Source organism: Luteitalea sp. (assembly GCA_009377605.1).
Lineage (GTDB): Bacteria > Acidobacteriota > Vicinamibacteria > Vicinamibacterales > Vicinamibacteraceae > WHTT01.
This window is the reverse complement of record WHTT01000016.1, coordinates 28,490-53,534: the sequence shown is the minus strand read 5'-3', so window position 1 is coordinate 53,534 and position 25,045 is coordinate 28,490. Positions and strand designations below refer to the sequence as shown.

25 protein-coding genes and 1 tRNA gene are annotated in these 25,045 nt (G+C 64.3%); 10 read left to right on the top strand and 16 right to left on the bottom strand.

The genetic code is table 11. The features are described 5' to 3' along the window. Positions 1-130 precede the first annotated feature (130 nt). The 4 genes from GEV06_07640 (at position 131) to lon (ending at position 4,409) form a co-directional block, all read left to right on the top strand. Positions 131-727 (top strand): hypothetical protein, encoded by a 597-nt coding sequence (locus tag GEV06_07640; GenBank protein MPZ17767.1) that lies wholly within the window; start codon positions 131-133, stop codon positions 725-727. Positions 728-735: 8 nt separating this feature from the next. After that, positions 736-1,023 carry a hypothetical protein gene (locus tag GEV06_07635; protein ID MPZ17766.1) on the top strand — a complete coding sequence of 96 codons (288 nt, stop codon included), beginning with the start codon at positions 736-738 and terminating at the stop codon, positions 1,021-1,023. A gap of 380 nt (positions 1,024-1,403) precedes the next feature. After that, a complete protein-coding gene (locus GEV06_07630; GenBank protein MPZ17765.1) occupies positions 1,404-1,862 on the top strand; it encodes a hypothetical protein in 459 nt (152 codons plus the stop codon). 108 nt (positions 1,863-1,970) lie between these two features. Next, positions 1,971-4,409 (top strand): endopeptidase La, encoded by a 2,439-nt coding sequence (gene lon / locus GEV06_07625; GenBank protein ID MPZ17764.1) that lies wholly within the window; start codon positions 1,971-1,973, stop codon positions 4,407-4,409. Between the two features lie 33 nt (positions 4,410-4,442). On the opposite strand, the gene GEV06_07620 is transcribed toward lon, so the two are convergent. The 14 genes from GEV06_07620 to thiD all read right to left on the bottom strand — a co-directional run bounded on the left by GEV06_07620 (position 4,443) and on the right by thiD (position 18,409). Continuing rightward, on the bottom strand, positions 4,443-5,483 hold the full coding sequence (locus tag GEV06_07620; GenBank protein ID MPZ17763.1) for a DUF418 domain-containing protein: 1,041 nt from the start codon (positions 5,481-5,483) through the stop codon (positions 4,443-4,445). Between the two features lie 258 nt (positions 5,484-5,741). Continuing rightward, positions 5,742-6,263: an NUDIX domain-containing protein gene (locus tag GEV06_07615; protein ID MPZ17762.1), complete on the bottom strand. Its 522-nt coding sequence runs from the start codon at positions 6,261-6,263 to the stop codon at positions 5,742-5,744. A 6-nt stretch (positions 6,264-6,269) separates the two neighbouring features. Further along, positions 6,270-7,448 (bottom strand): amidohydrolase family protein, encoded by a 1,179-nt coding sequence (locus GEV06_07610; protein ID MPZ17761.1) that lies wholly within the window; start codon positions 7,446-7,448, stop codon positions 6,270-6,272. A 65-nt stretch (positions 7,449-7,513) separates the two neighbouring features. Then, positions 7,514-8,785: an amidohydrolase family protein gene (locus GEV06_07605; protein ID MPZ17760.1), complete on the bottom strand. Its 1,272-nt coding sequence runs from the start codon at positions 8,783-8,785 to the stop codon at positions 7,514-7,516. A 75-nt stretch (positions 8,786-8,860) separates the two neighbouring features. After that, entirely contained in the window at positions 8,861-9,826 is a 966-nt protein-coding gene (locus GEV06_07600; protein ID MPZ17759.1) for an RluA family pseudouridine synthase, read from the bottom strand. A gap of 115 nt (positions 9,827-9,941) precedes the next feature. Then, entirely contained in the window at positions 9,942-10,784 is an 843-nt protein-coding gene (lgt, locus tag GEV06_07595; GenBank protein ID MPZ17758.1) for a prolipoprotein diacylglyceryl transferase, read from the bottom strand. Further along, positions 10,765-11,271 (bottom strand): signal peptidase II, encoded by a 507-nt coding sequence (gene lspA, locus GEV06_07590; protein ID MPZ17757.1) that lies wholly within the window; start codon positions 11,269-11,271, stop codon positions 10,765-10,767. Before lspA ends, lgt begins: the two co-directional genes overlap by 20 nt. An 8-nt stretch (positions 11,272-11,279) precedes the next feature. Then, entirely contained in the window at positions 11,280-14,123 is a 2,844-nt protein-coding gene (ileS, locus tag GEV06_07585) for an isoleucine--tRNA ligase (GenBank protein MPZ17756.1), read from the bottom strand. A gap of 45 nt (positions 14,124-14,168) precedes the next feature. Beyond that, entirely contained in the window at positions 14,169-14,513 is a 345-nt protein-coding gene (locus GEV06_07580; protein MPZ17755.1) for an HIT domain-containing protein, read from the bottom strand. Positions 14,514-14,617: 104 nt separating this feature from the next. Beyond that, complete coding sequence (prmC, locus tag GEV06_07575) at positions 14,618-15,496, bottom strand: peptide chain release factor N(5)-glutamine methyltransferase (protein MPZ17754.1); 879 nt, start codon at positions 15,494-15,496, stop codon at positions 14,618-14,620. 199 nt (positions 15,497-15,695) lie between these two features. Continuing rightward, positions 15,696-16,784, bottom strand: a complete 1,089-nt coding sequence (gene prfA / locus GEV06_07570) for a peptide chain release factor 1 (protein MPZ17753.1) — start codon at positions 16,782-16,784, stop codon at positions 15,696-15,698. A gap of 68 nt (positions 16,785-16,852) precedes the next feature. After that, the gene (moaD, locus tag GEV06_07565; GenBank protein MPZ17752.1) at positions 16,853-17,110 is read right to left on the bottom strand and encodes a molybdopterin converting factor subunit 1; all 258 of its coding nucleotides are present in this window, start codon (positions 17,108-17,110) and stop codon (positions 16,853-16,855) included. Next, positions 17,089-17,670, bottom strand: coding sequence for a hypothetical protein (locus GEV06_07560; GenBank protein ID MPZ17751.1), 582 nt, complete (start codon positions 17,668-17,670; stop codon positions 17,089-17,091). Before GEV06_07560 ends, moaD begins: the two co-directional genes overlap by 22 nt. Then, positions 17,618-18,409 (bottom strand): bifunctional hydroxymethylpyrimidine kinase/phosphomethylpyrimidine kinase, encoded by a 792-nt coding sequence (gene thiD, locus GEV06_07555; GenBank protein MPZ17750.1) that lies wholly within the window; start codon positions 18,407-18,409, stop codon positions 17,618-17,620. Before thiD ends, GEV06_07560 begins: the two co-directional genes overlap by 53 nt. A gap of 16 nt (positions 18,410-18,425) precedes the next feature. On the opposite strand from thiD, the gene GEV06_07550 reads away from it, so the two are divergent. After that, complete coding sequence (locus GEV06_07550) at positions 18,426-19,040, top strand: biotin transporter BioY (GenBank protein ID MPZ17749.1); 615 nt, start codon at positions 18,426-18,428, stop codon at positions 19,038-19,040. 37 nt (positions 19,041-19,077) lie between these two features. Here the strand turns inward: GEV06_07550 and GEV06_07545 are convergent, their stop codons facing one another. Next, entirely contained in the window at positions 19,078-19,845 is a 768-nt protein-coding gene (locus GEV06_07545; protein ID MPZ17748.1) for a methyltransferase domain-containing protein, read from the bottom strand. Continuing rightward, positions 19,820-21,364 carry an aspartate ammonia-lyase gene (gene aspA / locus GEV06_07540; GenBank protein MPZ17747.1) on the bottom strand — a complete coding sequence of 515 codons (1,545 nt, stop codon included), beginning with the start codon at positions 21,362-21,364 and terminating at the stop codon, positions 19,820-19,822. Before aspA ends, GEV06_07545 begins: the two co-directional genes overlap by 26 nt. A 399-nt stretch (positions 21,365-21,763) precedes the next feature. On the opposite strand from aspA, the gene erpA reads away from it, so the two are divergent. The 5 genes from erpA (at position 21,764) to GEV06_07515 (ending at position 24,833) form a co-directional block, all read left to right on the top strand. Beyond that, entirely contained in the window at positions 21,764-22,093 is a 330-nt protein-coding gene (erpA, locus tag GEV06_07535) for an iron-sulfur cluster insertion protein ErpA (GenBank protein MPZ17746.1), read from the top strand. A 119-nt stretch (positions 22,094-22,212) separates the two neighbouring features. Next, complete coding sequence (locus GEV06_07530; GenBank protein ID MPZ17745.1) at positions 22,213-23,187, top strand: hypothetical protein; 975 nt, start codon at positions 22,213-22,215, stop codon at positions 23,185-23,187. Then, a complete protein-coding gene (locus GEV06_07525; protein ID MPZ17744.1) occupies positions 23,093-23,917 on the top strand; it encodes an ATP-binding cassette domain-containing protein in 825 nt (274 codons plus the stop codon). Before GEV06_07530 ends, GEV06_07525 begins: the two co-directional genes overlap by 95 nt. Positions 23,918-23,962: 45 nt before the next feature. Next, the gene (locus GEV06_07520; GenBank protein MPZ17743.1) at positions 23,963-24,655 is read left to right on the top strand and encodes an HAD hydrolase-like protein; all 693 of its coding nucleotides are present in this window, start codon (positions 23,963-23,965) and stop codon (positions 24,653-24,655) included. Positions 24,656-24,735: 80 nt separating this feature from the next. Then, positions 24,736-24,833: transfer RNA gene (locus GEV06_07515), tRNA-Sec, on the top strand. Positions 24,834-25,045: the final 212 nt, after the last annotated feature.

The following is a 25,045-nucleotide window of genomic DNA, read 5'->3' as shown; positions in this document are numbered from 1 at the left end:
ATGAATTGCCGATGCGCCGGGTGCCACATTGTGGAGAATCCACGCTCCCGGGGGAGGTACGGCGTTTGCAACATTCAGTCGGCGAGGAGGGGGCTCGAGCGAAGAAAGGGGCATCGTAGGAGGGAGACCAATGACGAATGCGCTCCGTCGGGACGAGACATTGGTGGAGTACTTCAAAGAAATGGTCGAAGGCGCGCTCGCAAACCAGCGTGTCGAACCGACGCACTCTACCTCGCCCACCACGTTCTACGTCGTTCGACTCCTCACGGTCTTCGCACGTGCAGACGAACAGGGGCAGGCCTGCTGGGATCCCGAGCCGCTGGCCCTGCGCCTGGGGCGCGCGCTCGAGAACAGCGGGCGCGAGCAGCGAAGCCAGCTTCGTGAGATCGGCGACTCCTCGTTGTTCCTGGTGGGCTTCTTCGGTGACAGCCTCCATCGCAAAATCGTCGAGCCGGACTACTACATGTCACTAGGCGAGTACGCGTACGGCTCGCTCAGCCAGTGCGGCGCGGATGTTCTCGCGCCCGTCTTTGCTGAGCTCGCCCAGCGCTTCATCACCTACGTCGACGTGCTCCAGGAAGTCAGCCAGCGAAGTGGGCTGACGTCGGACAGCGATCTGCTGAAGTTGTACGAGCGCTGGCTGCTGACCGGCAGTGGCCTCAGCAGACAGCTGCTCACCGAACGTGGCATTGCACCGGTGGCGGTCGGTAGCCGGTTCGTTCAGTGAGGAATGCCATGACACGCGCGGAAGCGGTGCGCGAGGAAGACAGACGAGTTCGGAGAGTGCGGTTGCTCGTCGACCTAGCGGCACAGCTCTTGGCACGGGGTCAGCTGGACCGAATCGAGGGGGAGCGGTTGGTCGCTGCCACGCGAGCGGCCGTGCTCCGCCTGTTCCCGGGCTCCGAGGCGACCTACGAATTGCTCTACGCGCCGCGGTTCGAACGGTTGCTGGAGCAGTTGCCCGACCGCGGGTCTCTCGCCGAGGGTGTCCGGTCGCCGAACCTCAAGCGTTCAGTACATTGACACTCGATCAATGATGTGCTTGGGAGGGTTCAAGCACGTCGAACCGAACTGCGTCAGGCGGCGTCTAAGGTAATGCAGTGCCGAGCGGTGGGTCGCTCGGCGAAGGACGTCGGAAGTATAAAGCGCTGTAAATGAGTAATTTGAAGCGTCCCCCAGGGAGCTGGGCGGGGAGCCGGGCTGGTCCGGGGCGAGACTGACAGATTGACCGCATCTCACCCCCACCCCGGCCTTTCCCCCGATTTTCGGCGACGTCAGATACATACCAGCGCTCGGCAGGGCTTCCTGACGCCTGTCGTCCTCGGGCTGGCATTATCTTTGCTATAGTTCTTGTTTTCGTGGGCTTAGGCGCGAGGGCGGTCCCCGAAAGGAGCGTCGGATTCATGAAGAAGCAACACACCAAAAGGGCGATGCTCAGCGAGCGGTACCGCGAGCTGAAGAAAATCCTCGAGGACCGACGACGTGCGTTGCTGGCGGAAGTACATCATAAAATGCGCGATGTCCGCACCGAAGGCGCCAACAGTGGCTCCCCAGGTGTCGGCGTCGTCGACGACGTCGAGACCTCGGAAGTGGACATCCAAGAGGACATCGAGTTTGCCCTTATCCAGATGAAGGCGGAGACTCTGGCACGCATCAACGAGGCGCTGCGTCGCCTCGAGGAGGGAAGCTTCGGTAATTGTTACGAGTGTGGTGAAGAAATCTCCGAGCAGCGACTGCGGGCATTGCCGTTCGCGGTGCGCTGTAAGGATTGCGAGGAGGCGCGCGAGGCGGCAGCCGAGCGCCAGCGCTCGCTCCAACAGCGACGTGGGGCGCCTGCGCTCTTCCTGGACCTGCCGAGCTAAGGATTCGCGGACGCGTCCTCAGCCCAGCACTGTAAGCTAAACGTCTTCCGTACGTAGAGAGGGGTTGAAAGACCCCTCTCTACGTACGGTGGTCGTGCTTTGATCACTATGGCCACTCGTGATCGGGTCGAGCTCGAAGACGTCAGTTCCGGCGAAGCGACGCTCGTGGTCCCGCCCGAGCTACCGGTGCTGCCTCTGCGAGATACGGTCCTCTTTCCTCATTCCTTCATGCCACTCGCCGTGGCGCGCGAGATGTCGGTCCGCCTGGTCACCGATGCCATGACCGGCCCGCGTCTCATCGGGGTGTTCACCCAGCGAGACGCCGCGGTCGAGATGCCGAGCGATGGCGAGCTCTATCGAATCGGCACGGCAACCCGTATCCACAAGATGTTTCGCCTGCCGGATGGCAGCCTCCGCCTCATCGTGCAGGGGCTGACGCGGCTCTCGCTCCAGCAGCTCATCCTGGGCGAGCCATACCTGCGCGCGGCGGTCGACATTGCGCCGGAGATCGAGCGGCCCGAGGACCGGCTCGAGATCGACGCCCTGCAGCGGAACATCCGCACGAACTTTCAGCGAATCGTCTCGCTCTCACCGCTGCTCTCCGACGATTTGCAAACGCTCGCGCAAAACATCGAAGAAGCCGGCAAGATCACCGATTTCATTGCGTCGAGCCTCAACTCGCTCACGACCGCCACACGGCAGGAGGTGCTGGAGGCGATTGACGTGCGGACGCGGCTCGACTTGCTGAATCGCATTCTCATCAAGGAGCTCGAGGTGCTCGAGCTCGGGTCGAAGATCCAGTCGCAGGTTCAGTCGGAGGTGGGCAAGAATCAGCGGGAGTATTTCCTGCGCGAGCAGCTCAAGGCCATCCAGCGCGAGCTGGGTGACGAAGACGAGCACACCAAGGACATCGAGGAGCTGCGCCAGAAGCTCGAGGCGGCCGGGATGCCGGAGGCGGTCATGAAGGAGGCGTCGCGTGAGCTCGACCGCCTGGCGCGCATGCCCGTGGCCGCCGCCGAATACACCGTCTCTCGGACCTACTTGGATTGGCTCGTCGCGCTTCCCTGGACCAAACGCACTGACGATCTGATTGATCTGGCGCGCGCGAAGGCGCAGCTCGATCATGACCACTCGGATCTGGAGAAAGCCAAGGAGCGGATTCTCGAGTACCTTGCCGTTCGCAAGCTCAACCCTGAGCTCAAGGGCCCGATTCTGTGCTTCGTGGGGCCACCCGGTGTTGGGAAGACGTCGCTGGCGCGGTCGATCGCCGAGTCATTGGGACGTAAGTTCGTGCGCGTCTCACTGGGCGGTATGCGCGACGAGGCGGAGATTCGCGGCCACCGGCGTACGTACATCGGCGCGTTGCCCGGCCAGGTCATTCAGGGCCTGCGCCGCGCCGAGTCCAAGAACCCCGTGTTCATCCTGGACGAGATCGACAAGCTCGGCGCGGACTTCCGGGGCGATCCAGCCTCCGCCTTGCTCGAGGTGCTGGATCCCGAGCAGAACTTCACGTTCCGCGACCACTATCTCGACGTGCCGTTCGATCTGTCGGAGGTGCTGTTCATCACGACGGCGAACGTCCTCGACCCGGTACCGCCGGCACTGCGTGACCGGATGGAGGTCCTCGAGCTGCCCGGGTACACCGAGGAAGAGAAGCTCAAAATCGCACGAGAGCACCTGGTCGCGAAACAGGTGAAGAACCACGGTCTCACCGACGAGCAGATCTCGTTTACCGATGACGCGCTGCACGTTGTCATCCGCGGGTACACGCGTGAGGCAGGCGTGCGCAACCTGGAGCGTGAGATTGGCGCGCTTTGCCGGAAGGTCGCTCGCCGCCGCGCGGAAGGAGACGAGTCCCCGGTGGTGCTGACGCCGCAGGCCGTTCAGGAGTTCCTCGGTGCACCGAAGTTCGAGGAAGAGGAAACGGAAGAACGGACGAGCAAGCCAGGCGTGGCCATTGGCGTGGCTTGGACGCCGGCCGGTGGCGAGATTCTCTTCGTGGAGGCGTCGCGGATGCCCGGCCCCGGGACGCTGACCCTCACGGGGCATCTCGGTGACGTGATGAAGGAATCGGCGCGCGCGGCGCTTTCCTGGGTGCGCCGGCACGCGGACGAGTTCGGGCTGGATTCGAACTTCTACCGCGAGACGGAAATCCACTTACACGTGCCATCCGGAGCCATCCCCAAGGATGGGCCATCCGCCGGTGTGACGATGGTGGCGGCGCTGGTCTCGGTGCTGGCCGCACGGCCGGTGCGCGGCGACATTGCCATGACGGGCGAGATTACCCTATCCGGTCGCGTGCTCCCTGTCGGTGGTATCAAGGAGAAGGTCCTCGCGGCGCGTCGCCATGGCATCACCGAGATCGTCCTCCCGCGGCAGAACGAGAAGAACGTGAACGAGGACATCGAAGAAGAGCTGCGGCGCGAGCTCAAGTTTCACTTCGTCACGACGATTGACGAAGTGCTGGCGCATGTCCTTACCACGGTGCGCGTCGAAGAGCCGATCAAGACGACGAGCACACCTGCCGAAGCGTCGGTCGGAGCCTAACCACCAAGGACACGGCTTCGTGTTCTTCTTGGCTTAAATTGATTGAATCGGCCGTGGGAGCCGCCTCATGGGCTGCAGTTTTCCATAAGTGAGACAGCGCCAAGCCCACTCGAAGGGCCCGAAGACGAATCGGCGTAACCACAGAATGCTCACGACCGCTTGGACGACGTAGAACGCGATGCCGAGCAATACCGCCGCCGCCGTCCCGAGCTTCGTAAGCAACCCGAATCCATATCCATAAAAGATCGTGGAAAAGACCATAGACTGGGTCAGGTAATTCGTAAACGCCATTTGCCCGAGCGGTGCGAGTCGCAAGAGCTTGGCACGGGTGCTGGGGCGTTGCAACAGCAGCAGCAAGAGCGCGCCGTATCCGAGCGCAAACATCCGCAAGAAGACGCTGTGGATAGCGTAGAACAGCTCTCCTTGGGCGTACGGAATCCGAGCCATTGCCTCTGGGACGAGACGAACGATGGCGAAGCTTGCACCGGCTGCGATGCCGACAAACGCCCCCCAAGCCAACACGCGACGGTAACGCGCGGCGTGACGCAACACGCCAGCACGCCAGATGCAGATGCCGATGAGAAAGTGACTCAGCTCCGTCGGCATATGCGTGAACGAGAAGCGAAGGAAGATATCGCGCACCTCTGTTGCGCGGAATACCAGGACATCGAGATAGCTGCCACCTCCGTACGTGGCCAACGCGTCCTGATAATGCTGCGCCACCATTGCCGCATTTGATGGCGGAAGCACCGTAGGCCACATCCAAACGATCAACGCGCGACCACCGAGCAGAGCGATGGCTACGGTCAGCAAGATCGCCGCCCGTTTCCGAATGAGCAACAGCGCAATCAGCCCTGAGACGGCGTACGACGCCAAGATGTCGGCGTGCCACAAGAAAATGACGTGCGCGAATCCGAACGCCATCAACACCAGAAGGCGGCGCGTGAGCAACGTCATCGCGCCGGGACCGCGCGCGCTGGCACGCTCGAAAAAGATGCACAAGCCGATGCCAAACAGCATCGAAAAGAGCGTCATGGCTTTGCCGCCAAGCACGACCGTGAGCACTTCACCCACGATACGGTCGATGGGCGCGGGATCGGGCGGAAGGGGAAGGGGACGCGGAAGCCGTAGACCAGGTTCATTATCAGGACGCCGAAGAGTGCCGCTCCTCGGATCACGTCGATGTCTTCAATCCGTGAAGCCGTAGCCACCGGCGCGGCGTTCGTCTCCTTGCTGGACGACACCGTACCGGTTCGTGGACCATTTCCCGCTTTTGATAAGGTGACGTCAACACCCATCTCGTAGAGCGCTCACGTGGTCGACGCGCGTGAATTACGTGGTAACCAACCCAATTCCGACGGCGGTCTTCATATCAACGATCTCCCCGCGCGTCAGCATCTCGCTGAGCTCCGCGAGGGTGAACGTCCGCGGCTCGAGCACTTCATCTTCGTCGTGCGCCGCAGCGGTTGTGGGCGTCTGCAGATCCGTCAGGCGGTAGAACACCATCATCTCATCGCAGTAACCGGGCGTCGGGTAGAAGACGGCGAGGCGTTCGATCCGTCCCGGCACCAATCCCACTTCTTCGTGACACTCTCGTCTGGCGGCCTGATCGAGCTCTTCACCTGGATCGAGACTGCCTGCTGGCAGCTCCCAGACGGATCGGTCGATCGCATAGCGGTACTGGCGCACCAGCGTCACATGATCCGCATCCGGCATCGGGATGAGCACGACCGAGCCGCGATGGCGGACTACCTCCAGAGTCGCCTCATGACCATGGGGCAACAGGACGCGGTCGACGTCGACGCGAATGATATGGCCTTCGTAAACGTTCTTCGACGACAGGACTTTTGTCATGGCAAGCTATTGCGGCTCCGAGCTCACCACCTGTCCGTCGATGAGCACGCCCACCACGTGCGACGTGTACTCGAGCGGATCTCCGTCGAAGAGCACCAGATCCGCGTCCTTGCCAGCTTCCAGCGAGCCGAGCCGCTTGTCTATCCCGAGGATGCGCGCTGCGTCGATGGTAACGGCTGCGAGCGATTCCTCGCGTGTGAGACCATTGGCCGACGCGACAGCGGCCTCGAAGAGCACGACGCGCGTCTTGGGCACGTAGCCCTCGTAACCGGCCTGAAGGGCCAGCGGGATGCTCGCCTTTCGCAGCGTGGCCGCTGTCTCCATGCTGAGATTCTCGAGGTCTCCACTGGCACGCGCCATGGTGGGATGCAGGATCACCGGTACGCCCGCAGCCTTGATGGCGTCGGTGACGAGGTAGGCTTCAGCTGCGCCGTCGAGCACCAGGCGGATGTCGAACTCCTCCGCGATGCGCAGCGCGGCGGTGATGTCGGTTGCCCGCTGCGCTGTCACCAGCAATGGACGCTCTCTTTGCAGCACCTGCCCCAGCACTTCGAGCGTCAGGTCGCGCTCTGGTGGTTCATCCGCATCTTTCCGTTTCGCCAGGTACTCCTGCGCCTTGATGAGCTCCGCGCGCAGCAGCGCCACAGCCTTTGCGCGTGTGCCTGGCGACTTGTCGTCCTCGGCGAGGGCCGCGCTTCCTAGGGCGGCCGCAATCATCGCCGTCGGGACGACCACTGACTCGTCTGTGTCCGCGCCGGTCGTCTTGACGATCATCGTCTGACCGGAGACGAGCGCTCCCGGTGCGTGGCCCGTATGGATGGTTGTCACACCCAAGCCGCGCAGCCACTCGACGAGGCGCTCCCGAGCATTGAACGCGTCAATGGCCCGCAGCTCCGGTTGGATGGGCGCGGAAGTCTCGAGTTGGTCGGAGTCTTGCGGTTGATTCAGATACCCGGCCAAGCCCACCACCGAGTGCGCATCGATGAGGCCCGGCGTGACCACCTCCGCTTCGAGCACACGATAATCGGACGGCACGGAGATTCCTGAGGCCGCTCCGACACGCTCGATCTTGCCGTCGCGCACGAGCACGACGCCGTTCTCGATCGCCGCGCCGGCCATCGTGTGGACAGTCTTTGCCCGTACGGCGACCTGCGCGTGGGCAGTGCTCGCAAAGAGCACTCCCATCACTGCCAACAAGGCCGAGATTCCCCGCCTTGTCCCCCTCCCTGAATCGTGATTCCCGACTCCCATTACCGTGCCTCCTCGCCCAGCTCGACGTGAACATCGTTGTCGCGGCTGGCGCCGTAGCCGCCGACGGCGTAGAGACGGTCCTCGGCATTTGAGCGATCGAAGACCTTTTGCCCCTCGATCCACGTCTGCTCGACGTGTGTGTAGACGCTCAGCGGATCGCCTGAGAGCACGATGAAGTCTGCATCCTTGCCTGCCTCGAGCGATCCGATCCGCGGCTCGAGGCCAAGCATCTGCGCACCAGCCGTTGTGAGCGCTGCGAGAGCGCTGTCGCGCGCCATGCCGGCGCGGACGGCAAGGGCCGCAGACCGAAGGAAGAGGCGTGAATCGGTGATGTAGTCATCGGTATGAAAGCCGACGAGCACGCCCGCCTTGTCCAGCACCGCACCGGTGGTCAGCGATACATCCTTGGCTTCGATCTTTCCGCCGGGGGAATCGAGCACGATCACCGAGCACGCAAGGCCTGCCTTGGCGATCTCGTCGGCCACTTTCCACCCTTCGGAAACGTGCTGCAGAACCGGTCTGAATCCAAATTCCTTGGACAGCCGTATGACGGTGAGGATGTCGTCGTGGCGATGCGTGTGGAAGTGGACGACCCGCCGGCCGTCGAGCACCTCGAGGAGCGTCTCGAGGCCGAGGTCGCGTGCGGGACGCTTCTCCGGGTCGTCTCCAGCGCGCTTCAGCTTGTCGCGGTAATCGATCGCCTCGACGAACGCTTTGCGCGCGAGAGCTACTGATTTCGCTCGCGTTCCCGGAAAAGGCGGCTCGTCAATGGAGTTCGTGCCGTTGGCCATCTTCAGACCGCCGGCAATGCGTTCCTCCCCGTCGCGAATCAGCAGATCGTCGATCGTGCGCCCGCGCCGCAGCTTGAGGTACACGGTCTGGCCGCTCAGCAGATGCCCGGAGCCTGGCATCACGTTGACCGTCGTGATCCCGCCAGCTTGTGCGCGCCGAATTCCCGTGTTCCTCACGTCGATCGCGTCCAGGATGCGCACGTCCGGCTGAATTGGCGCGGAGCGATCGCCGCCAGAGCCGCCCCCGATGTGACTATGCGTGTCGACCAGACCCGGCATGATCGTCTTGCCGTCGAGGTCGTGGCGCTTCGCGCCACTCGGCACCTGCACAGAGGAGGCCGGGCCCACGGCCAGGATCTTCGCGTCTTGAACGACGAGCACGCCGCGCTCGATGACGGGGCCCGAAATGGGGATGATGCGGGCGTTCAAGAACGCCTGCGGCGCCTCCTGCGCCAGGCTCATCGAGCCGATGAGCAACATCGGAGCGAGCGCAACCCCAGCTCGTTGCGCTCTGGCGTAGCTCGTCACGGGCATTGAAGCTCCTTTCACCTTTTGTCACACCTCACCGAAGCGCTGCAGATCTGCACGCAAGCCGTCGAGCACTTGGTCTAGATCCCTGGCCAGCGGCGCTCTGAACTCCATGCGGCGCTCATCGGCTGGATGCGTGATGACCAGCCGCTCGGCGTGTAGGAAGGGGCGCTCCAGGGCGCTCAACGAACGCAGATGCGCGGGCCATCGACGCCGAATACCGCCGTAAGTGGCATCCCCCACAACGGGGTGGCCAATGGCCGACAAGTGTACTCGAACCTGATGTGTCCGTCCGGTCGCAATTGCCACGTGCAGCAGCGTCACGCCCGCGAGCGGCGAGGCAGCCACCACACGCGTGACAGCGGCTCGGGCGCGCCGGGCGCGCGTCGACATCTTCTGACGATTGGTGGCATGGCGGCCGATTGGCGCATCGATCCGGCGGCCTGCCTGGACGACGCCCCAGACGAGCGTCACGTATTCCTTCTCGACTTCTCGATCGTGAAACTGCCGCGCCAGAGCCATGTGCGTGCGGTCGTTCTTCGCCACGACCATCACTCCCGACGTTCCCTTGTCCAGGCGATGGACGATACCAGGACGAAGCTCGCCTCCGACGCCGCTCAGATCGCTGACGGCGTGCAGTAACGCGTTGACGAGTGTTCCCGTCGCATGGCCAGCGGCGGGGTGGACCACCATGCCCGGCGGCTTGTCGACGACGATCAGGTCCTCATCCTGGTAGAGGATGTCGAGAGGCAGCTCCTCCGGCACCGCCTGGGCCGGCGCCACGGCTGGCACGGTCACCTCGATGCGGCTGCCGGCACGCACCCGCTCGCTCACCCGCGCGGTGACCACATCGTCCACACGGACACAGCCGTCGCGCACCAGTCGCTGAAGCTGCGAGCGAGATCGGCCAGGCACCACCGCGGCCAGGGTTCGGTCCAACCGCTCGTCCGCCTGCTCCGGCGGAACCTCGACTGTGATGATTTCACTGGCCATGGGGAGAAAAAGGAACAGGAAACGGGGACAGCCCCCGTTTTCGGGTGATGACGCGGCTCGTTTCTACGAACATCAAGACCGAAAACGGGGGCTGTCCCCGTTTCCCGGTTCCTGTTTACGCCGCTTTCGCCTGCGTCCGCCGGCGGGAGGGCTGCGGGGCAGGGCCGCGGCGCGAGAGCCGCACGAGCATGACGACCGACAGGGGCACCAGGATGACGGAAATGAACTGCGACGTCGAGAGACCCGCGACCATGCCTCGAGGATCGCCCCGGAAGAACTCGATGATGAACCGCGAGACGCCGTAGAGCAGCATGTAGAGCCAGAAAGTACGACCAGCAAACGGCCGGCGTCGCCGCTCGGTCGCGAGCAGGACGACGAGGATGATCAGCTCTGCCCCTGCCTCGTAGAGCTGCGTGGGATGTAGATGCACGCCGAGCGGCGTGCCCACGTTGTCGTGCGCGAACGGATCGGTGAACATGACGCCCCAGGGAGCGCTCGTCGGCTTGCCGTAGCAACAGCCGGCCAAGAAACACCCGAGGCGACCGACGACGTGTCCCAGTGCGATGCCCGGTGCCATGACATCGCATGTCGTCCAGGTGGGGAGCTGATGCCGCCGCATGTACCACAGCCCCACGATCACCGCGAGGATGAGGCCCCCGTAGAAGACGCCGCCGGAGCGGACGATGGAGACGAGGTCGCGCGGGTTGGCGACGAAGTATTCGAAGTCCGTGATGACGAGGAGCAGCTTCGCGCCGACGAGCGCGGCGATGATGATCCAGAGCCCGAGGTCCATCACCCGGTTGGCGTCGAGGCCGCGATGACGCGCCCTGACCAGCGCCAGCTGCAGCCCCGCAAGGTAAGCCGCCGCTAGCAGCAGGCCGTACGTGTAGATGGTCAGCTCGCCGCCGAGCCACGGCAGCCAATCGGGCAGTGGGATCTCAAACAGCTGTGGATACATCGCGTTTCGCAAAGAGCATGTCGACCACGATGAGCGCGGCGCCTGTGGTGATGGCAGCGTCGGCGACGTTGAAGGCCCAGAAGTGCCACGATTCCCAGTAGAGGTCGACGAAGTCCAACACGTGGCCTCGGGTGGCCCGATCGATCAGGTTCCCGACGGCGCCGGCCAGCACCAGCGCCAAGCCGTAGCGCGCGCTTGCCGTCTCCGTGGCGAAGCGGCCGGCATAGACGATGATCGCCACGAGCGCGATGAGCGCCATGGTGGCCACGATCACCGGCTTGAAGCGGAACTGCGCGGCATTCAGCAGGCCGAACGCTGCGCCCTCGTTGAGGACGTGCGTGAAGTTGAGCAAGCCCGGAATCACCGGAACGCTGTCGTGCAGGTGAATCGTCCCGTGGACGAGCCCCTTCGTCAGTTGGTCGGCCAGGAGCACGATCGCCGCGACCCAAGGCTCGCGGCGTCGTGGTGAGAACATCCAGGTCGGCATACGTAAACTTAGGACGCGCTCCGAGTCGGAGCCGTCGGAGCACCGACACCGACGGGATCGCGCTCCGGATCGGACAGTGCCTGAACGCAGCGATCACACAGCCCCTCGAACGCCGGTTCATCCGAGATCGACTCGACATACCGCCAACACCGCGGGCACTTGGTCCCAGATGCGCGCTGCACGTCGACCGCCACGCTCGTCGTACCTGCACGCGAGGGTGAGCGCGTATCTCGTATGGTTACGCTGGAGGTGAGGAACAGCATCGGTAGATCGGCCTCGTGGCGCTGCAGGAGCGCCAACTCTTGATCCGACGCACCGACCTGTACGTGTGCCTCGAGCGGGCTACCAATGACTTTGCTCTGCCGCTGGGCTTCCAGCGCCGCGTTGATGGCATCCCGGAGCGCCAACAGGCTGCGCCACTCGACGGTGAGCGCTGGGTCGTGGAGCTCGTCGACATTGTCCGGGAACAGCGCCGCATGTACCGACGGTTCGCGGGTGCCTGGTAAGGAGCGCCACACTTCGTCCATCGTGAACGGCAGCAGGGGCGCGAGCAGCCGCGCGAGGCCGTCGGCCATGACGTACATCGCTGTCTGTGCGGAGCGCCGTGATTCCCACTTGGCACCGTGGGTGTAGAGACGGTCCTTCGACACGTCGATGTAGAACGCGCTCAAATCGACGGTCACGAGCTGGTTCACCTTGTGGAAGATCGATTGGAAGTCGTACGCATTGTACGCGCGCAAGACCTCGAGGCTCGCCGCAGCGTATTGTGCCAGCGCGTAGCGGTCGACTTCCAACATGCGCTCCGGCGACACGCGGTCTGTGGAGGGGTCGAAGTCGTACAGGTTCGCCACGAGGTAGCGCAGCGTGTTGCGCAGCTTCCGATACGCCTCGACCGTGCGCGCGAGGATTTCCTTGCCGAAGCGCTGCTCCTCCCGGTAATCGACCATGGCGGCCCAGAGCCGGAGGATCTCCGCGCCGCTTTGCTCGATCACTTGCTGGGGCGTGACGTCGTTGCCGCGCGACTTCGACATCTTGCGGCCATCTTCGTCCACGATGAAGCCGTGCATGATGACCTGATGGTACGGCGACCGGCCGCGCGTGCCGAGACCCACCAGCAATGAGCTCTGGAACCAGCCGCGGTACTGGTCGTTTCCCTCCAGATAGACGTCGGCTGGCCAACCGAGCTCTGGCCGTCGGTCGAGCACCGCTTCGTGGCTCGATCCCGAATCGAACCACACGTCGAGGATGTCGCGCTCCGGTTCGAACTGTGCTCCACCGCAGGCTGGACAGGTGAAGCCCGCCGGCACCAGTTGCTCGACCGGCCACTCGTACCAGACATCGGCGCCGTGCTGTTCGAACACGGCCGCCGCGTGGTCGATGAGCGGCTTCGTGAGCACGGCGTCGCGGCAGCCGTTGCAATAGACCGCGGGGATCGGCACACCCCAGACACGCTGGCGCGAGATACACCAATCTGGCCGATGCGCGACCATGTTGTGGATCCGCTCCTCACCCCAAGCCGGCAGCCACGTCGCCCCCTTGATGGCGTCGAGCGCCCGCTGCCGGAAGCCGTCGTGGTCCATGGCAATGAACCATTGCGGCGTCGCCAAGAAGATGACCGGATTGTGGCACCGCCAGCAGTGGGGATATTGGTGGTGGTACGGCTCGCGGAACCACAGTCGGCCTCGCTCGGCCAGCGCCGCCTCCACGTGTGGATTGGCATCGAAGACACGCTCGCCGCCGAAGAGGCCGACGTCATCGTGGAAGTGGCCGCTTGGTCCGACCGGCGCGTAGATCTCGAGGCCGTACTTCACGCCCGTGTGAAAGTCGTCTGCGCCGTGGCCGGGTGCCGTGTGGACGACGCCCGTGCCCTGTTCGAGCGTCACGTATTCCCCGAGCACACCCGGCGAGTCGCGCTCGTACAGCGGGTGGCGAAACTTGATGTGCTCCAGCGCGTCCCCGGTCAACCGCGCGAGCGGCTCGCCCGGCGTGAGGCCGCGCTTGCCGAAGGTGGCTTCTGCGAGCCCTTCCGCGATGATGAAGACCCGGTCGTCGAGCTCGTACGCGCCATATGTCAGCGCCGGGTGGAACGCCAGGGCGAGATTCGACGGGATCGTCCAAGGCGTCGTCGTCCAGATCAGGGCTGCAACGTCGCGGCCCCTGAGCGCTGGGGCCCGCGCGGCGAGCTCCTGAGCAGAGGCGTCGGCCAGCGGAAACTCGACGTAAATGGATGGCGATGCGTGCTCTTCGTACTCGACCTCGGCTTCGGCCAGTGCCGTGCGGCAGTGAATGCACCAATTGACTGGCTTCTTGCCCTTGTAGACCTGCCCGAGCTCGACGAATTTGCCCAGGGCACGCACGATGGCGGCCTGGTAGCCGTAGCTCATTGTGAGGTACGGGTTCGACCAGTCACCGAGGACGCCCAGCCGCCGAAAGTCCTCACGCTGCAGGTTCACGTAGCTCTCGGCGTACTTCCGGCATTCGCGACGGAAGTCAGCCGCGCTCATCTCTCGTTTCTTGGATCCGAGCTCGCGATCCACCTTCAGCTCGATGGGCAGGCCGTGGCAGTCCCAGCCCGGTACGTACGGCGCTTCGAATCCTGCCATCGTCTTCGACTTGACGACGAAGTCCTTGAGAATCTTGTTGAGGGCCTGGCCAAGGTGGATGCGTCCGTTGGCGTAGGGCGGACCGTCGTGCAGGACGAAGCGCGGCTTGCCGTGCCGCGCGGCGAGAATCTGCTCGTACAGGCGCGATTCGTCCCAGCGGGCGAGCACCGCCGGCTCTGTGCGCTGCAGGTTCGCCCGCATCGGGAACTCCGTACGGGGCAGGTTGACTGTCTTACTCCAATCCGGCATAGACGTTCCTGCCATTGTACCTTACGCGTCCTGGGGGGCTGGCGCCTAGCCGGGCGGCCAGGTGAAGGGGCGACCTGCGAGCAGATGCAGGTGGATGTGAAACACCGACTGGCCGGCGCCCGCGTTGCAATTGAACACCGTTCGGTATCCCTCGTCTGCGTATCCCCGCTGACGTGCAATGGCCGACGCTCGGCGAACCATGTCGCCAATCAGGCCGCTGTCGCCTTCGGTGAGGTCGTTCAGCGTGGGGACATGCCTGCGAGGCACGATTAGGCAGTGGAGAGGGGCCTGTGGATTGATGTCCATGAACGCGACCAGTTGGTCGTCCTCGTACACGTTCGTCGAGGGGATTTCGCCTGCAATGATCTTGCAGAAGAGGCAGCTGGACATGCGCCCGAGTCTAGCAGGTTCGAGGTTCGAGGTTCGAGGTGTGTCGAGCAACCTCCGACTTCCTACTCCGAACTTCGAACCTTGAACCTTGAACCTTGAACCTCCTACTGTCGTTCGAGCACGGCGACGCGCGGGGTGCCTTGCAAGTCGGGCCGGAGCTCGCGCAAGGCCCATAGACGAGTGTCGACTAGCGCTTCGACCTCTGCGGCTTGGCCGGCCCCGATCTCGAACAGCAGCCAGCCGCCTGACCGGAGTACCGCCGCCGCTTGTTGCACTAGCCGTCGAATCACCGCGAGCCCATCATCTCCGGCAAAGAGAGCCTGCGGCGGCTCGAACTCGCGCACCTCCGGTTGTAGCGCTTCGCGATCGCGAAGAGGGACGTACGGCGGGTTCGAAACGATGATGCCGATCTCTGCGCCCTTCGATCGCTCGGGCGGTCGAATCGCCTCCACGAGTGATCCACGGAGAAATGTGACGCCAGCCGCACCGAGACGGACGGCGTTCACTCGAGCCAGCGCGAGCGCATCGGCCGAAACATCGGTCGCGACGATCCGTGCGCGCGGCTGTTCGAGTGCCAACGTGACCGCGACGCAGCCGCTGCCAGTGCCAACGTCCACGATACGTGGAGCAGCCTCGAGGCGATCCCCGATCGCGAGCGCCGCGGTCACGAGCTCTTCGGTCTCTGGCCGCGGCACCAGGCAGGCGGACGTGACTTCGAAGAGCCGGCCGTAGAACTCGCGGGCGCCAACGATGTAGGCCGTTGGCTCACGTGCCTCGCGCCGCGCGGTCAGCCCGGCGTATCGCTCGGCAAATCCTGTGGGAGCTGGCTCTCGCCATCGGGTGACGAGCGACGCAGGATCCCAACCGAGTACGTGCATCGCCAGCAGCTCGGTGTCGAGCTCGGCTTCATCGTGCGCGATGCCGGCTTGCACGAACCGGCCTTGCGCGTGTTGGAGAAAGCTTCGCAGCGTCTGCCCTGTCACCTTGTCACCTTGTCACCTGGTCACCCGGTCACCCGGTCACTTGGACACCCCCTCACCTAAGGGCCTGTCAGGGAATAAGTGCACCATTCTGGCTGCCGAGGCATCCCGTCTGGCAGCGTTGCTCGTCGCTTACATACTCCCGGTATGCGCACTCCTCGCGCCTTGCCAGACGGGCGCCTCGACACCCAGAACGGCACACTTATTCCCTGACAGGCCCTAAGTCTGCTTCCTTGAGCTTCTCCGCTTGGAAGTGGGTGACCACCTGTTCTACGAGCTCGCCGAGATCACCGTCGAGCACGTCGCCGAGGCGATGCGTCGTGAAGTTGATACGATGATCCGTGATGCGATTCTGTGGGGCATTGTACGTGCGGATCTTTTCCGCGCGCTCGCCTGTACCGACCTGCCCGCGCCGTTCCTTCGCAATCGCCTCCTGCTGACGTTGCATCTCCATCTCGTAGAGCCGTGTGCGCAGCACCTTGAGTGCCTTGGCCCTGTTCTTGATCTGCGACTTCTCGTCCTGTTGCGAGACGACCATGCCGGTCGGGATGTGAGTGATACGGACCGCGGAGTACGTGGTATTGACGCTCTGGCCGCCTGGGCCGCTCGAGCAGAACGTGTCGATGCGGAGATCCTTCGGGTCGATCTGCACGTCGACATCTTCTGCTTCGGGCAGTACGGCAACCGTCGCCGTCGACGTGTGGATCCGGCCGCTGGCCTCCGTCACCGGTACGCGTTGGACACGGTGGACGCCGCTCTCGTACTTCAATCGGCTGTACACCTGTTTGCCCTCGATCAGTGCGATTGCTTCCTTGAGGCCACCAGCATCGGCGTCGCTCTTGGACATGAGCTCGACGCGCCACCGCTGCCGCTCCGCAAAACGGAGATACATCCGAAACAGATCTGCAGCAAACAGCGCTGCTTCCTCGCCGCCAGTGCCGGCGCGGATCTCCAGAATGACATTCCTCTCGTCGTTGGGATCCTTGGGGAGAAGCAGCCGCCGAATCTCTCTCGTCAGCGCTTCCTGCCTCGCCTGGAGCGTTGCGAGCTCCTCACGGGCCAAGCTGGCCAGCTCTGCGTCGCCCCCTTCGAGGAGCTGGCGCGTCTCTGCAAGATGTTGCTCGACCGTCTTCAGCTCTCGGTAACGCTCGACGAGCTCTTGCATCTCGGCGGCCGACTTGGCTGCGGTGCGATACTCGTGCGGCTCCGCCTGCACGGCGGGGTCGGCCAGTCGCGCGAGCAGCCGCTCGTATTGCGCTTCGACGGTGGTGAGACGATCAACGAGAGCCATATCTATTGAGTCACTATTGAGTGGTATTGGTAGGTTGGCCCTTTAGCAGGCAAGTCCCGCCCTACCCGCTACCCGCCTGACACGGGAGGCAGAAAGGCAATTTCGTCACCCTCCGCCACACGCGCACTCATTCGAGCGTAGTCGGCGTTGACGGCACATGACAGGCTTGCGCGGTAGGCGGCAATCGCGGGCCACTCCGAAGCCAAGGTCTGCCAGACATCGTCGACGGTGGCTCCGGGCGGCACCTCGCGCACCAGCTCTCCCGCGCCTACGGCGTCCCGCAGCCGCGCAAACAGTCTGACCGTCACGCGCATGCTCGCCGCCATGCCTCGGCGGCCGCCGCCTGATCGTCCGGATCCGCCACGGCGCCCTCTATCCAGGTCCTCCCACCTTCAAAGACTTCTCGCTTCCAGATGGGCGCGATCTGCTTCACACGCTCGATGACGTAACGACACGCGCCGGACGCCTCGGCGCGATGTGGTGACGAAGCAACGATGGCCACCGATGCCTCGCCAATCTCGAGACGCCCGGTGCGGTGGTGGATACCGACGACGACTTCTGGCCAGCGCCTTGTCACCTCGTCAGCAATCCTCTCGAACATCGCCAAGGCCAGCGGCTCGTAGGCTTCGTACTCTAAGTACAAGACGCGGCGTCCCGCGTTCTCGTTGCGCACCAGCCCCACGAAGCTCGCTGCGGCGCCCGGGCTGGCCCGGCTTGTTATGCGGGCATTGTCATGGTGCAACTCGAGCACGGCCTCGAGGAGGCTGCCGACGCAGATTTCCTCTGGCGTGACGGCAAACCGTGGAGCAGCCACTTTTCGAGTATAGCCCGGCCTACGGCTTGGACTGCTGCCAGATGTGGTTGATGGGGCCGTGGCCGGAGCCAATCCCTGGGGCGTGGCGGATCGCGCCCGTCACGTAGGCTTTGGCGGCACGGACCGCCTCCTCGAGCGTCCGGCCCAGCGCGAGATTGGCTGCGATCGCGGCTGCAAACGTGCACCCCGTCCCGTGCGTGTGTGGCGTGCTCAATCGTGGCCCGCTCAGCTCGATGAAGTGCCGGCCATCGAAGAGCAGGTCGATCACCTGTGGCCCGTCGATGTGGCCCCCGGTGATCACACAGGCGCGCGCGCCGAGGCGATGCAGCGCGCGCGCCGCTTCGTGCGCTTCGGCCACGTTGGTCACCGGCATGCCGGTCAACGATGCCGCTTCCAGTGCGTTCGGTGTCAGCACGTAGGTACGCGGCAAGAGCTCGAACTTGACGGCTTCGATGGCTTCCTGCTCGAGGAGCGCATCGCCGCTCTTGGCGACCATCACTGGGTCCACAACGAGGTATGGCAGTTCGAGCGCCTCTGCCGCCGCCGCCACGGCCGACACGATTGCCGCTGTCGCCAGCATGCCGGTCTTGACCGCGTCGACACCGATGTCTTCCACGACGGCTTCGATCTGTGCGGTGACCAGGTCGGCAGGGAGCGCTTGCATGGCCGTCACACCACGTGTGTTCTGCGCGGTGATCGCGGTGATCGCGGTCGTGCCGAACACGCCGTGCGCCGCAAAGGTCTTCAGGTCGGCTTGAATGCCAGCCCCGCCGCCGGAGTCCGAGCCCGCAATTGTCAGTGCCTTTTTCATGCTATAGAATTTGCCAATGTCGAATGGCTATGCCCCGAGAGCGATTGTGGTGCCGACACTGTTGGGCAGACTGGCCGGCGATCGCGCTTCTTCACGTGCGCTGCAGCTTGGCGCAGTGCTGTTCGTGACGGCCCTCACGGCTGCGGCAGCGCAGGTGACGATCCCCTTCCAGCCGGTGCCCTTCACGTTGCAGCCGACGCTCGTGCTGCTCGGCGGCGCAGCGCTCGGCGCACGTCTCGGGTTCGCCAGCCAGGTCCTTTATCTCATGCTGGGCGTGGTGGGCCTCCCGGTCTTTGCCGCGTCTCCGTTTCTCCCTCAAGGTGCGGCGCGACTTCTTGGTCCAACCGCTGGTTTTCTTCTCGCGTATCCCTTTGCTGCGTTCGCCACAGGATGGCTCGCCGAGCGCCGTTTCGACCGTCGGTATCTGACCTCGCTGATGGCCATGGCGGCGGGTCTCGCGATTCTGTTCATCGGCGGTCTGTTGCGGTTGGCTTACGTCCCGCCGGCAATGGGTCTCGAGCGGGCGCTCGAGGTTGGCGTCGCCCCCTTCTTCGTCGCCGACCTGCTGAAGCTCGTGATTGCGGCCGCCGTGCTGCCATCCGTCTGGAAGCTCGTCGGCCGCTTGCGGTAGGGCGCGTTCGCCGTTCGGACGCCTCGGCGAGGTGCCCCTACCTTCCGCCCCGTGGTAGGGCGCGTTCGCCGAACGCGCCGTGCTCGCCCTTACCGAAGATCAGCAGGTATTGATACGGCAGGAAGGTCTCGTGCGCCAGCAGGTGGAGCCCTGCCGCGCGCGCATCGTTGATCACGGCTTGTGGCACCACTCGGCGAATATCGGGACCCGGTCCACCCCCATCCGTCTTGTAGTTCACGATGCCGAGCCGACCGGTCGGCGTGAGCGCTTGCTTGACGTTGCGCAGTAGCTCCACCTTCTGCACGACTTCGTGATAGATGTCGACCATCAGGGCAGCATCGAGCGCACCGACCGGCAGTTTCGGGTCGTTGGCCGTGCCGAGCTTGAGCGTCACGTTGCGCAGCCCTTCACGGTCCATACGCCGCTTGATCGAGTCGATCATCTGCGGCTGAATGTCTTCAGCATAGACAATGCCGTTCGGACCCACGCGCCGCGCGAGACGGAGGGTGAACCAGCCGCCGCCGGCACCAAGATCCGCGACCCTCGATCCCTCGGCAAGCCCGAGCGCGTCCATGACCTGGTCGGGCATTTGCCACGCCTCACGGTCCGGACCTTCAAGCAAGCCCAGCTCTTCTGGTGGGAACAGCCGCACCTGACCGCGCTCGCGGATTGCATGCGCCTGCCGCTGGGCATCCGAGGCCGCGGCAGCTGCACACAACGCCATCAACAGGACGGGGACTGCCCAGACCGCGGGGCGGCTGCGCGCCGAACGATAGCCCTCAGCTCTTCTCACGTGCCGTCGCATCCCGATCCTTGGGCGGGCTCTGACGCCCGACCACGCCAGGCGAGGTCATCGCCTCTACCGACAGAATGCGATCGATCTCTTCCTTGGGCAAGAGGCCGCGCGTCCGAACGATGTCGTGGATCGGCGTACCAGTTCGGACGGCCTCCTTGGCCACCTCCGCGGTGGCGGCGTAGCCAATGTATGGGCTCAACGCGGTCGCCGCGGCCGAGCTGCGGTCGAGGAGCTCACGACAACGTGCTTCATCTGCCACCAGGCCTTCAATCGTACGGACGCGCAGCGCCTCCATCGCGTTGGCGAGGATCGTGCACGCGTGCAGCCCATTCCACGCGATGACCGGCATCATCACATTGAGCTCGAGCTGCCCATGCTCGGCAGACACGGCCACGGTCATGTCGCAGCCCATCACCTGGAACACCACCTGATTGACCATTTCCGGCACCGACGGGTTCACCTTGCCCGGCATGATCGACGAGCCCGGCTGAACGGCGGGCAGCAGGATCTCGGAGAGACCCGCACGTGGCCCCATGCCCAGCAGACGCAGGTCACTCGCAATCTTGCCCACCTCGATCGCCAACCGACGCACGGCGCCCGAGAAGCCTGCCACATCGCCCATGCTCTGCGTCACCCGGAACGCGTTTGCCGCAGGTACGAGGTCGAGACCGGTCAACCGCGCCAGATTCGCGGCGGCTCCTTCCGTATACGCGCGGTCTGCATTGAGACCGGTGCCAACGGCCGTGGCACCGAGATTCAGCTCGTGGAGCGGGCGCGCCGCATGCTCCACCTCGTCGGCCGCTCGCGCGACCGACGCTGCAAAGCCACTGAATTCCTGGCCGAGCGTGATGGGCACCGCATCCATCAGATGTGTGCGCCCCGCTTTCATGATGTGAGCAAAGGCGCGCGCTTTCTCGTCGAGTGTTCCGACCAGCGCGCGGGCGGAGCCGACCAACGTCGGGCGCTGAAACAGCGCCGGCCCATTTCTTGGAACGACGATCGGCAGCGCTCCCTCGAGCGTGCGCGCATCCGGTGGCACGTCCAGATCGCCGGAAGGCTCCAGGGCGGCAAGCAGCAGCGCGAGTCGCGTCGCCGTGGGAAACACGTCGTTGGTCGACTGGCCCATGTTGACGTGATCGTTGGGGTGCACGCGCTTGTAGGTGCCACGACTCTCACCGAGGAGCTCCGACGCGCGGTTTGCCAACACCTCGTTCGCGTTCATGTTGTGCGACGTGCCGGCGCCCGCCTGATACACATCGACCACGAACTGATCTCGGAGCTGGCCGCTGAGCACTTCGTCTGCGGCGCGCATGATGGCGTCGCCGATCGTCCGATCCAGCTGGCCGATGGCGACGTTGGCCTCCGCCGCCGCACGTTTCACGAGCATCGTCGCGACGACGAACGTGGCGGACGCCCGTAAGCCACTGATCGGGAAGTTCTCAATCGCACGTTGTGTCTGAATGCCATAGTACGCGTCGGCGGGCACTGCCTTCTCGCCGAGCGGGTCGCGTTCTGTACGGGTGGGCATCATCGGACCTCCAGGGGGATCCTATCGCATCAGAATAGGGGTCAGTGGCCAGTGGTCAGCCGGTTTGCGTGCGTTCGGGGCTGACGGCGCGCGTCCCGCAGCGGCTTGCCGGCCTCCTGCGCGATCGTGCGCGCGATGGACTCACGCTCGTCGGCGAGGCGCGACGTACGGGCTGGTGACCGGAAGCTCTGCCGGTGTCTCGAGCCACTTGCCGGCGAGAAAGACTGGAAAGCGCGTCATCATGAGGACTTACCTCGGTGGACTAGCAGAAGGTCCTGCGATTGGAGGGCCCAATGCTCTCTGCTCGCAGGTGCGGATGCGTGCTTGCTGCGGTCGCAAGCCAGCCGGTATACTGAGGTGATAGTGCGCCACGGGAGGCGCGTGTCAGGGAGTGCACACATGATTACCGTGACATCCGGCGCCGCCACCAAGATCCAAGAGCTGTTGACCGAGGAGCAGAAGCAGGAAGCTGGCCTGCGTGTCTTCGTGCAAGGTGGTGGCTGCTCTGGCTTCCAGTATGGCCTGATGATCGAAGAGGGTGACGGCACCACCGATGCGGATCAGATCGTCGAGTCGAACGGGATCAAGCTGTTCGTCGATCCTATCAGCTCACGGTATCTGAAGGACGCCGAGGTGGATTTCGTCGACAATCTCGCTGGCGGCGGCTTCACGATCAAGAACCCCAACGCGAAGAGCACCTGCGGCTGCGGGTCGTCGTTCAGCGCATAGGGCGGGCTCAGCCCAGAGCTTACGTGAGTTAACAGTCGTAGCGCAGGCCTTCAGGCCTGCCGGGCCCGCAGGTGGCAGGTCACAAGGCCTGCGCCTATGGTAGGGCCACAGCGATTCTCATGCATCGAACCGAGACGTCAATCGACCGCGTGCGTCCGGAGGGAACCAAGCGCTCCAACAAGCGTGATTTCATCGTGAACGTGTTCCTGCGCCAGGAGGGGCATCTCAGCGCCGACGATCTGGTCGACTTGATTCGTCGGGAGGATCACCGCATCAGCCGTGCCACGGTCTACCGCACGCTGCAATGGATGGTGCAGAACGACATCGCACGCAAGGTGGACTTCGGTGAGGGACGATTCCGCTTCGAGCATTCCTATCGGCATCCTCGACACTTCCATTTGGTCTGCAAGTCCTGCGGTCGGTCGTTCGAGTTCCTCAGCTCCGACATCGAGTCGCTGGTCGAGGAAGTTGCCTCGGTCCGTGGCTTCGACATGGGCCAGACGGTGTTGCAGATCCACGGCATGTGCGAGGCGTGCCGGACCGGCCGCCCCCAGGGAGACGAGAAGACGACCGAGATGCTCTTTGCGCGCGACGCCTTGCGGATAGCGATTGCCACCGAGCGCTCCGGCCGCGACTTCTACGCCCGCGCGGCGCGGATGACGAAGAACGCCCGCGCGCGCACGATCTTCCAGCGCTTGTCCGGCGAAGAGGTGGATCATCTCCACAAGCTCGAGTCGCGCTATGAAGAGCTCCTCAAACAAGACCCCGAGCTCGAGGCGCGGCCGCCATTCCTCTTCTTCAAGGGTGCCGCGAACGGGCTCTTCTCGGCCGCGGCGACAGAGTTGACCAAGGTGTCCAGCGACCTCGATGCGCTGAAGATCGCCATTCGCTGCGAGCGTGGGTCGTACGAGTTCTTCAAGAAGTACGGTGAGCGCTTCGAGGATTCGGAAGGCAAGCGAATCTTCCTCGAGTTCGCGGACGAGGAGCGCGATCACCTGAATCTGCTCCTCGGTGAGCTGCGCGCCTACACCGGGAAGCGCGGGCGCCGATCCGGTGGATCCCGCACCACACAGGCTGCGCGGGCAAACGCGTGACCAGACTTCACGCGTGGACACGCCACTCGTCATTGAGATTCGCGATCTCGTCAAGGACTATCACGGCCTCCGGCCACTCCGCGTCGAAGCCTTGGAGGTGGAGCATGGTGCGCGCGTGGCGCTGTCAGGCCTAGACGCCGCGGCGGGTGAAGTGTTCGTCAACCTCCTGAATGGCTTCGTCATCCCGGACACCGGCAATGTGCGTCTCTTCGGTCAGTCCACGAGGGACATCGGCGATGGTGACGCCTGGCTCGCCTCGCTCGATCGACTCGGCCTGGTCACGCCGCGCAATGTGCTGCTCGAGCGCCTGTCGGTGCGGCAAAACCTGGCGCTTCCGTTCACGGTCCAGATCGAGCCGCTAGGCGCCGCGGATGCGGCACGTGCCGAGGCCGCAGGCGCCGACGTCGGACTCGGCGGCGAGGCCCTCGAGCGTCCAGCCGCTCAGCTCGGGCCATTCGATCGAATGCGCCTGCACTTGGCACGAGCCCTGGCGCTCGCGCCGTCGTTGTTGCTGCTCGAGCACCCGACGCTTTCGCTCGAAGCAGCCGACAGCGCTGCCTTTGGGGCCCTCGTCCGGACTGTCGCCGGGGCCGCCGAACGTCGCCTCACCGTCGTTGCCGTGAGCGAGGACCACGCGTTTGCGAATGCCATTGCGCGGCGGCGACTGAAGCTCAATCCGAGCACCGGTCGAATAACGCCGGCGTCACGAGGATGGCGACTCTGGCGGTAACCTGAGAACTCACGACTCACGACTCACGACTCAAGACTCAAACTCGTGAAGCTCCTTCTCTTCGACATCGACGGCACCTTGATCGCCACCGGCGGCGCGGGCTTACGCGCCATGACGCGCGCGCTCCAGACGGTGTGCGAGGTTCCCGACCAGATCAATCGTGTGGCGCTCGCTGGCCGCACCGACAGCATCATCTTGCGCGATGTCCTGTCGTCAACCGCACGCCGGCTCGATGCCGTGCTGCTTGCACGGATCCGCGACACGTACCGCACGTTCTTGCGCGACGAGCTCTCGGCAAGCGACGGCGCCCCAGGCGTGCTGCCAGGCGTCCCGTCGCTCCTCGCGGCCCTCGGCACACGTGACGACGTCACGCTGGGCTTGTTGACGGGAAACTTCCCCGAAGCCGCCGAGATCAAGCTTCGCTTCTACGACCTGTGGCGCTACTTCGGCTGGGGAGCGTTTGGCGACGACGCGTATGATCGAAACGAGCTGTTGCCGGTGGCGCTCGAGCGGTACCGCCGCCGAACGTCGACCTCGATTGAGCCGGACGCCGTGCTGATCATTGGCGACACGCCGCGCGACGTCGCCTGCGCGCGTGCTGGCGGGGCGCGATGCATCTCGGTGGCGACCGGCATCTACTCGGCTGACGACCTGCGTGCGTGCGGAGCAGACGTGGTGCTCGATGATCTCAGTGATACGCCCGGCTTTCTGACGCTCGCCAACTTGGAGAGTACGTAGCGCAGGGCTTTAGCCCTGCCATGTGGCATAGGCAGGCCTGAAGGCCTGCGCTACGCCTGTACTGCACGCGCGCAGTCAATGGAAGCGAACGGGGCCCGGTGGCTCTCCCGGTCTTCAAAACCGGTTGCCTCCTGCCACGAGCGGGAGGGCTGGGTTCGACTCCCAGGCGCTTCCGCCATTATGGAGAACAGAAAAATAGCCGGCCCGCGCCTGAGCCAACGGAGATCGAGAGTGCCCTCTCGATCTCCTGTTGGGAAACGTGGCGTTGGTGGATGTCCGGGTTTCTCGAGGATAGGTGCCCGGTGAGAGGCGTTAGCTCTCGATGAGACGAACGTCGCCGGCGCGCGGACCTTTCTGGGAGTCCTCCGGCGTGAACTCGACGCGCTGCCC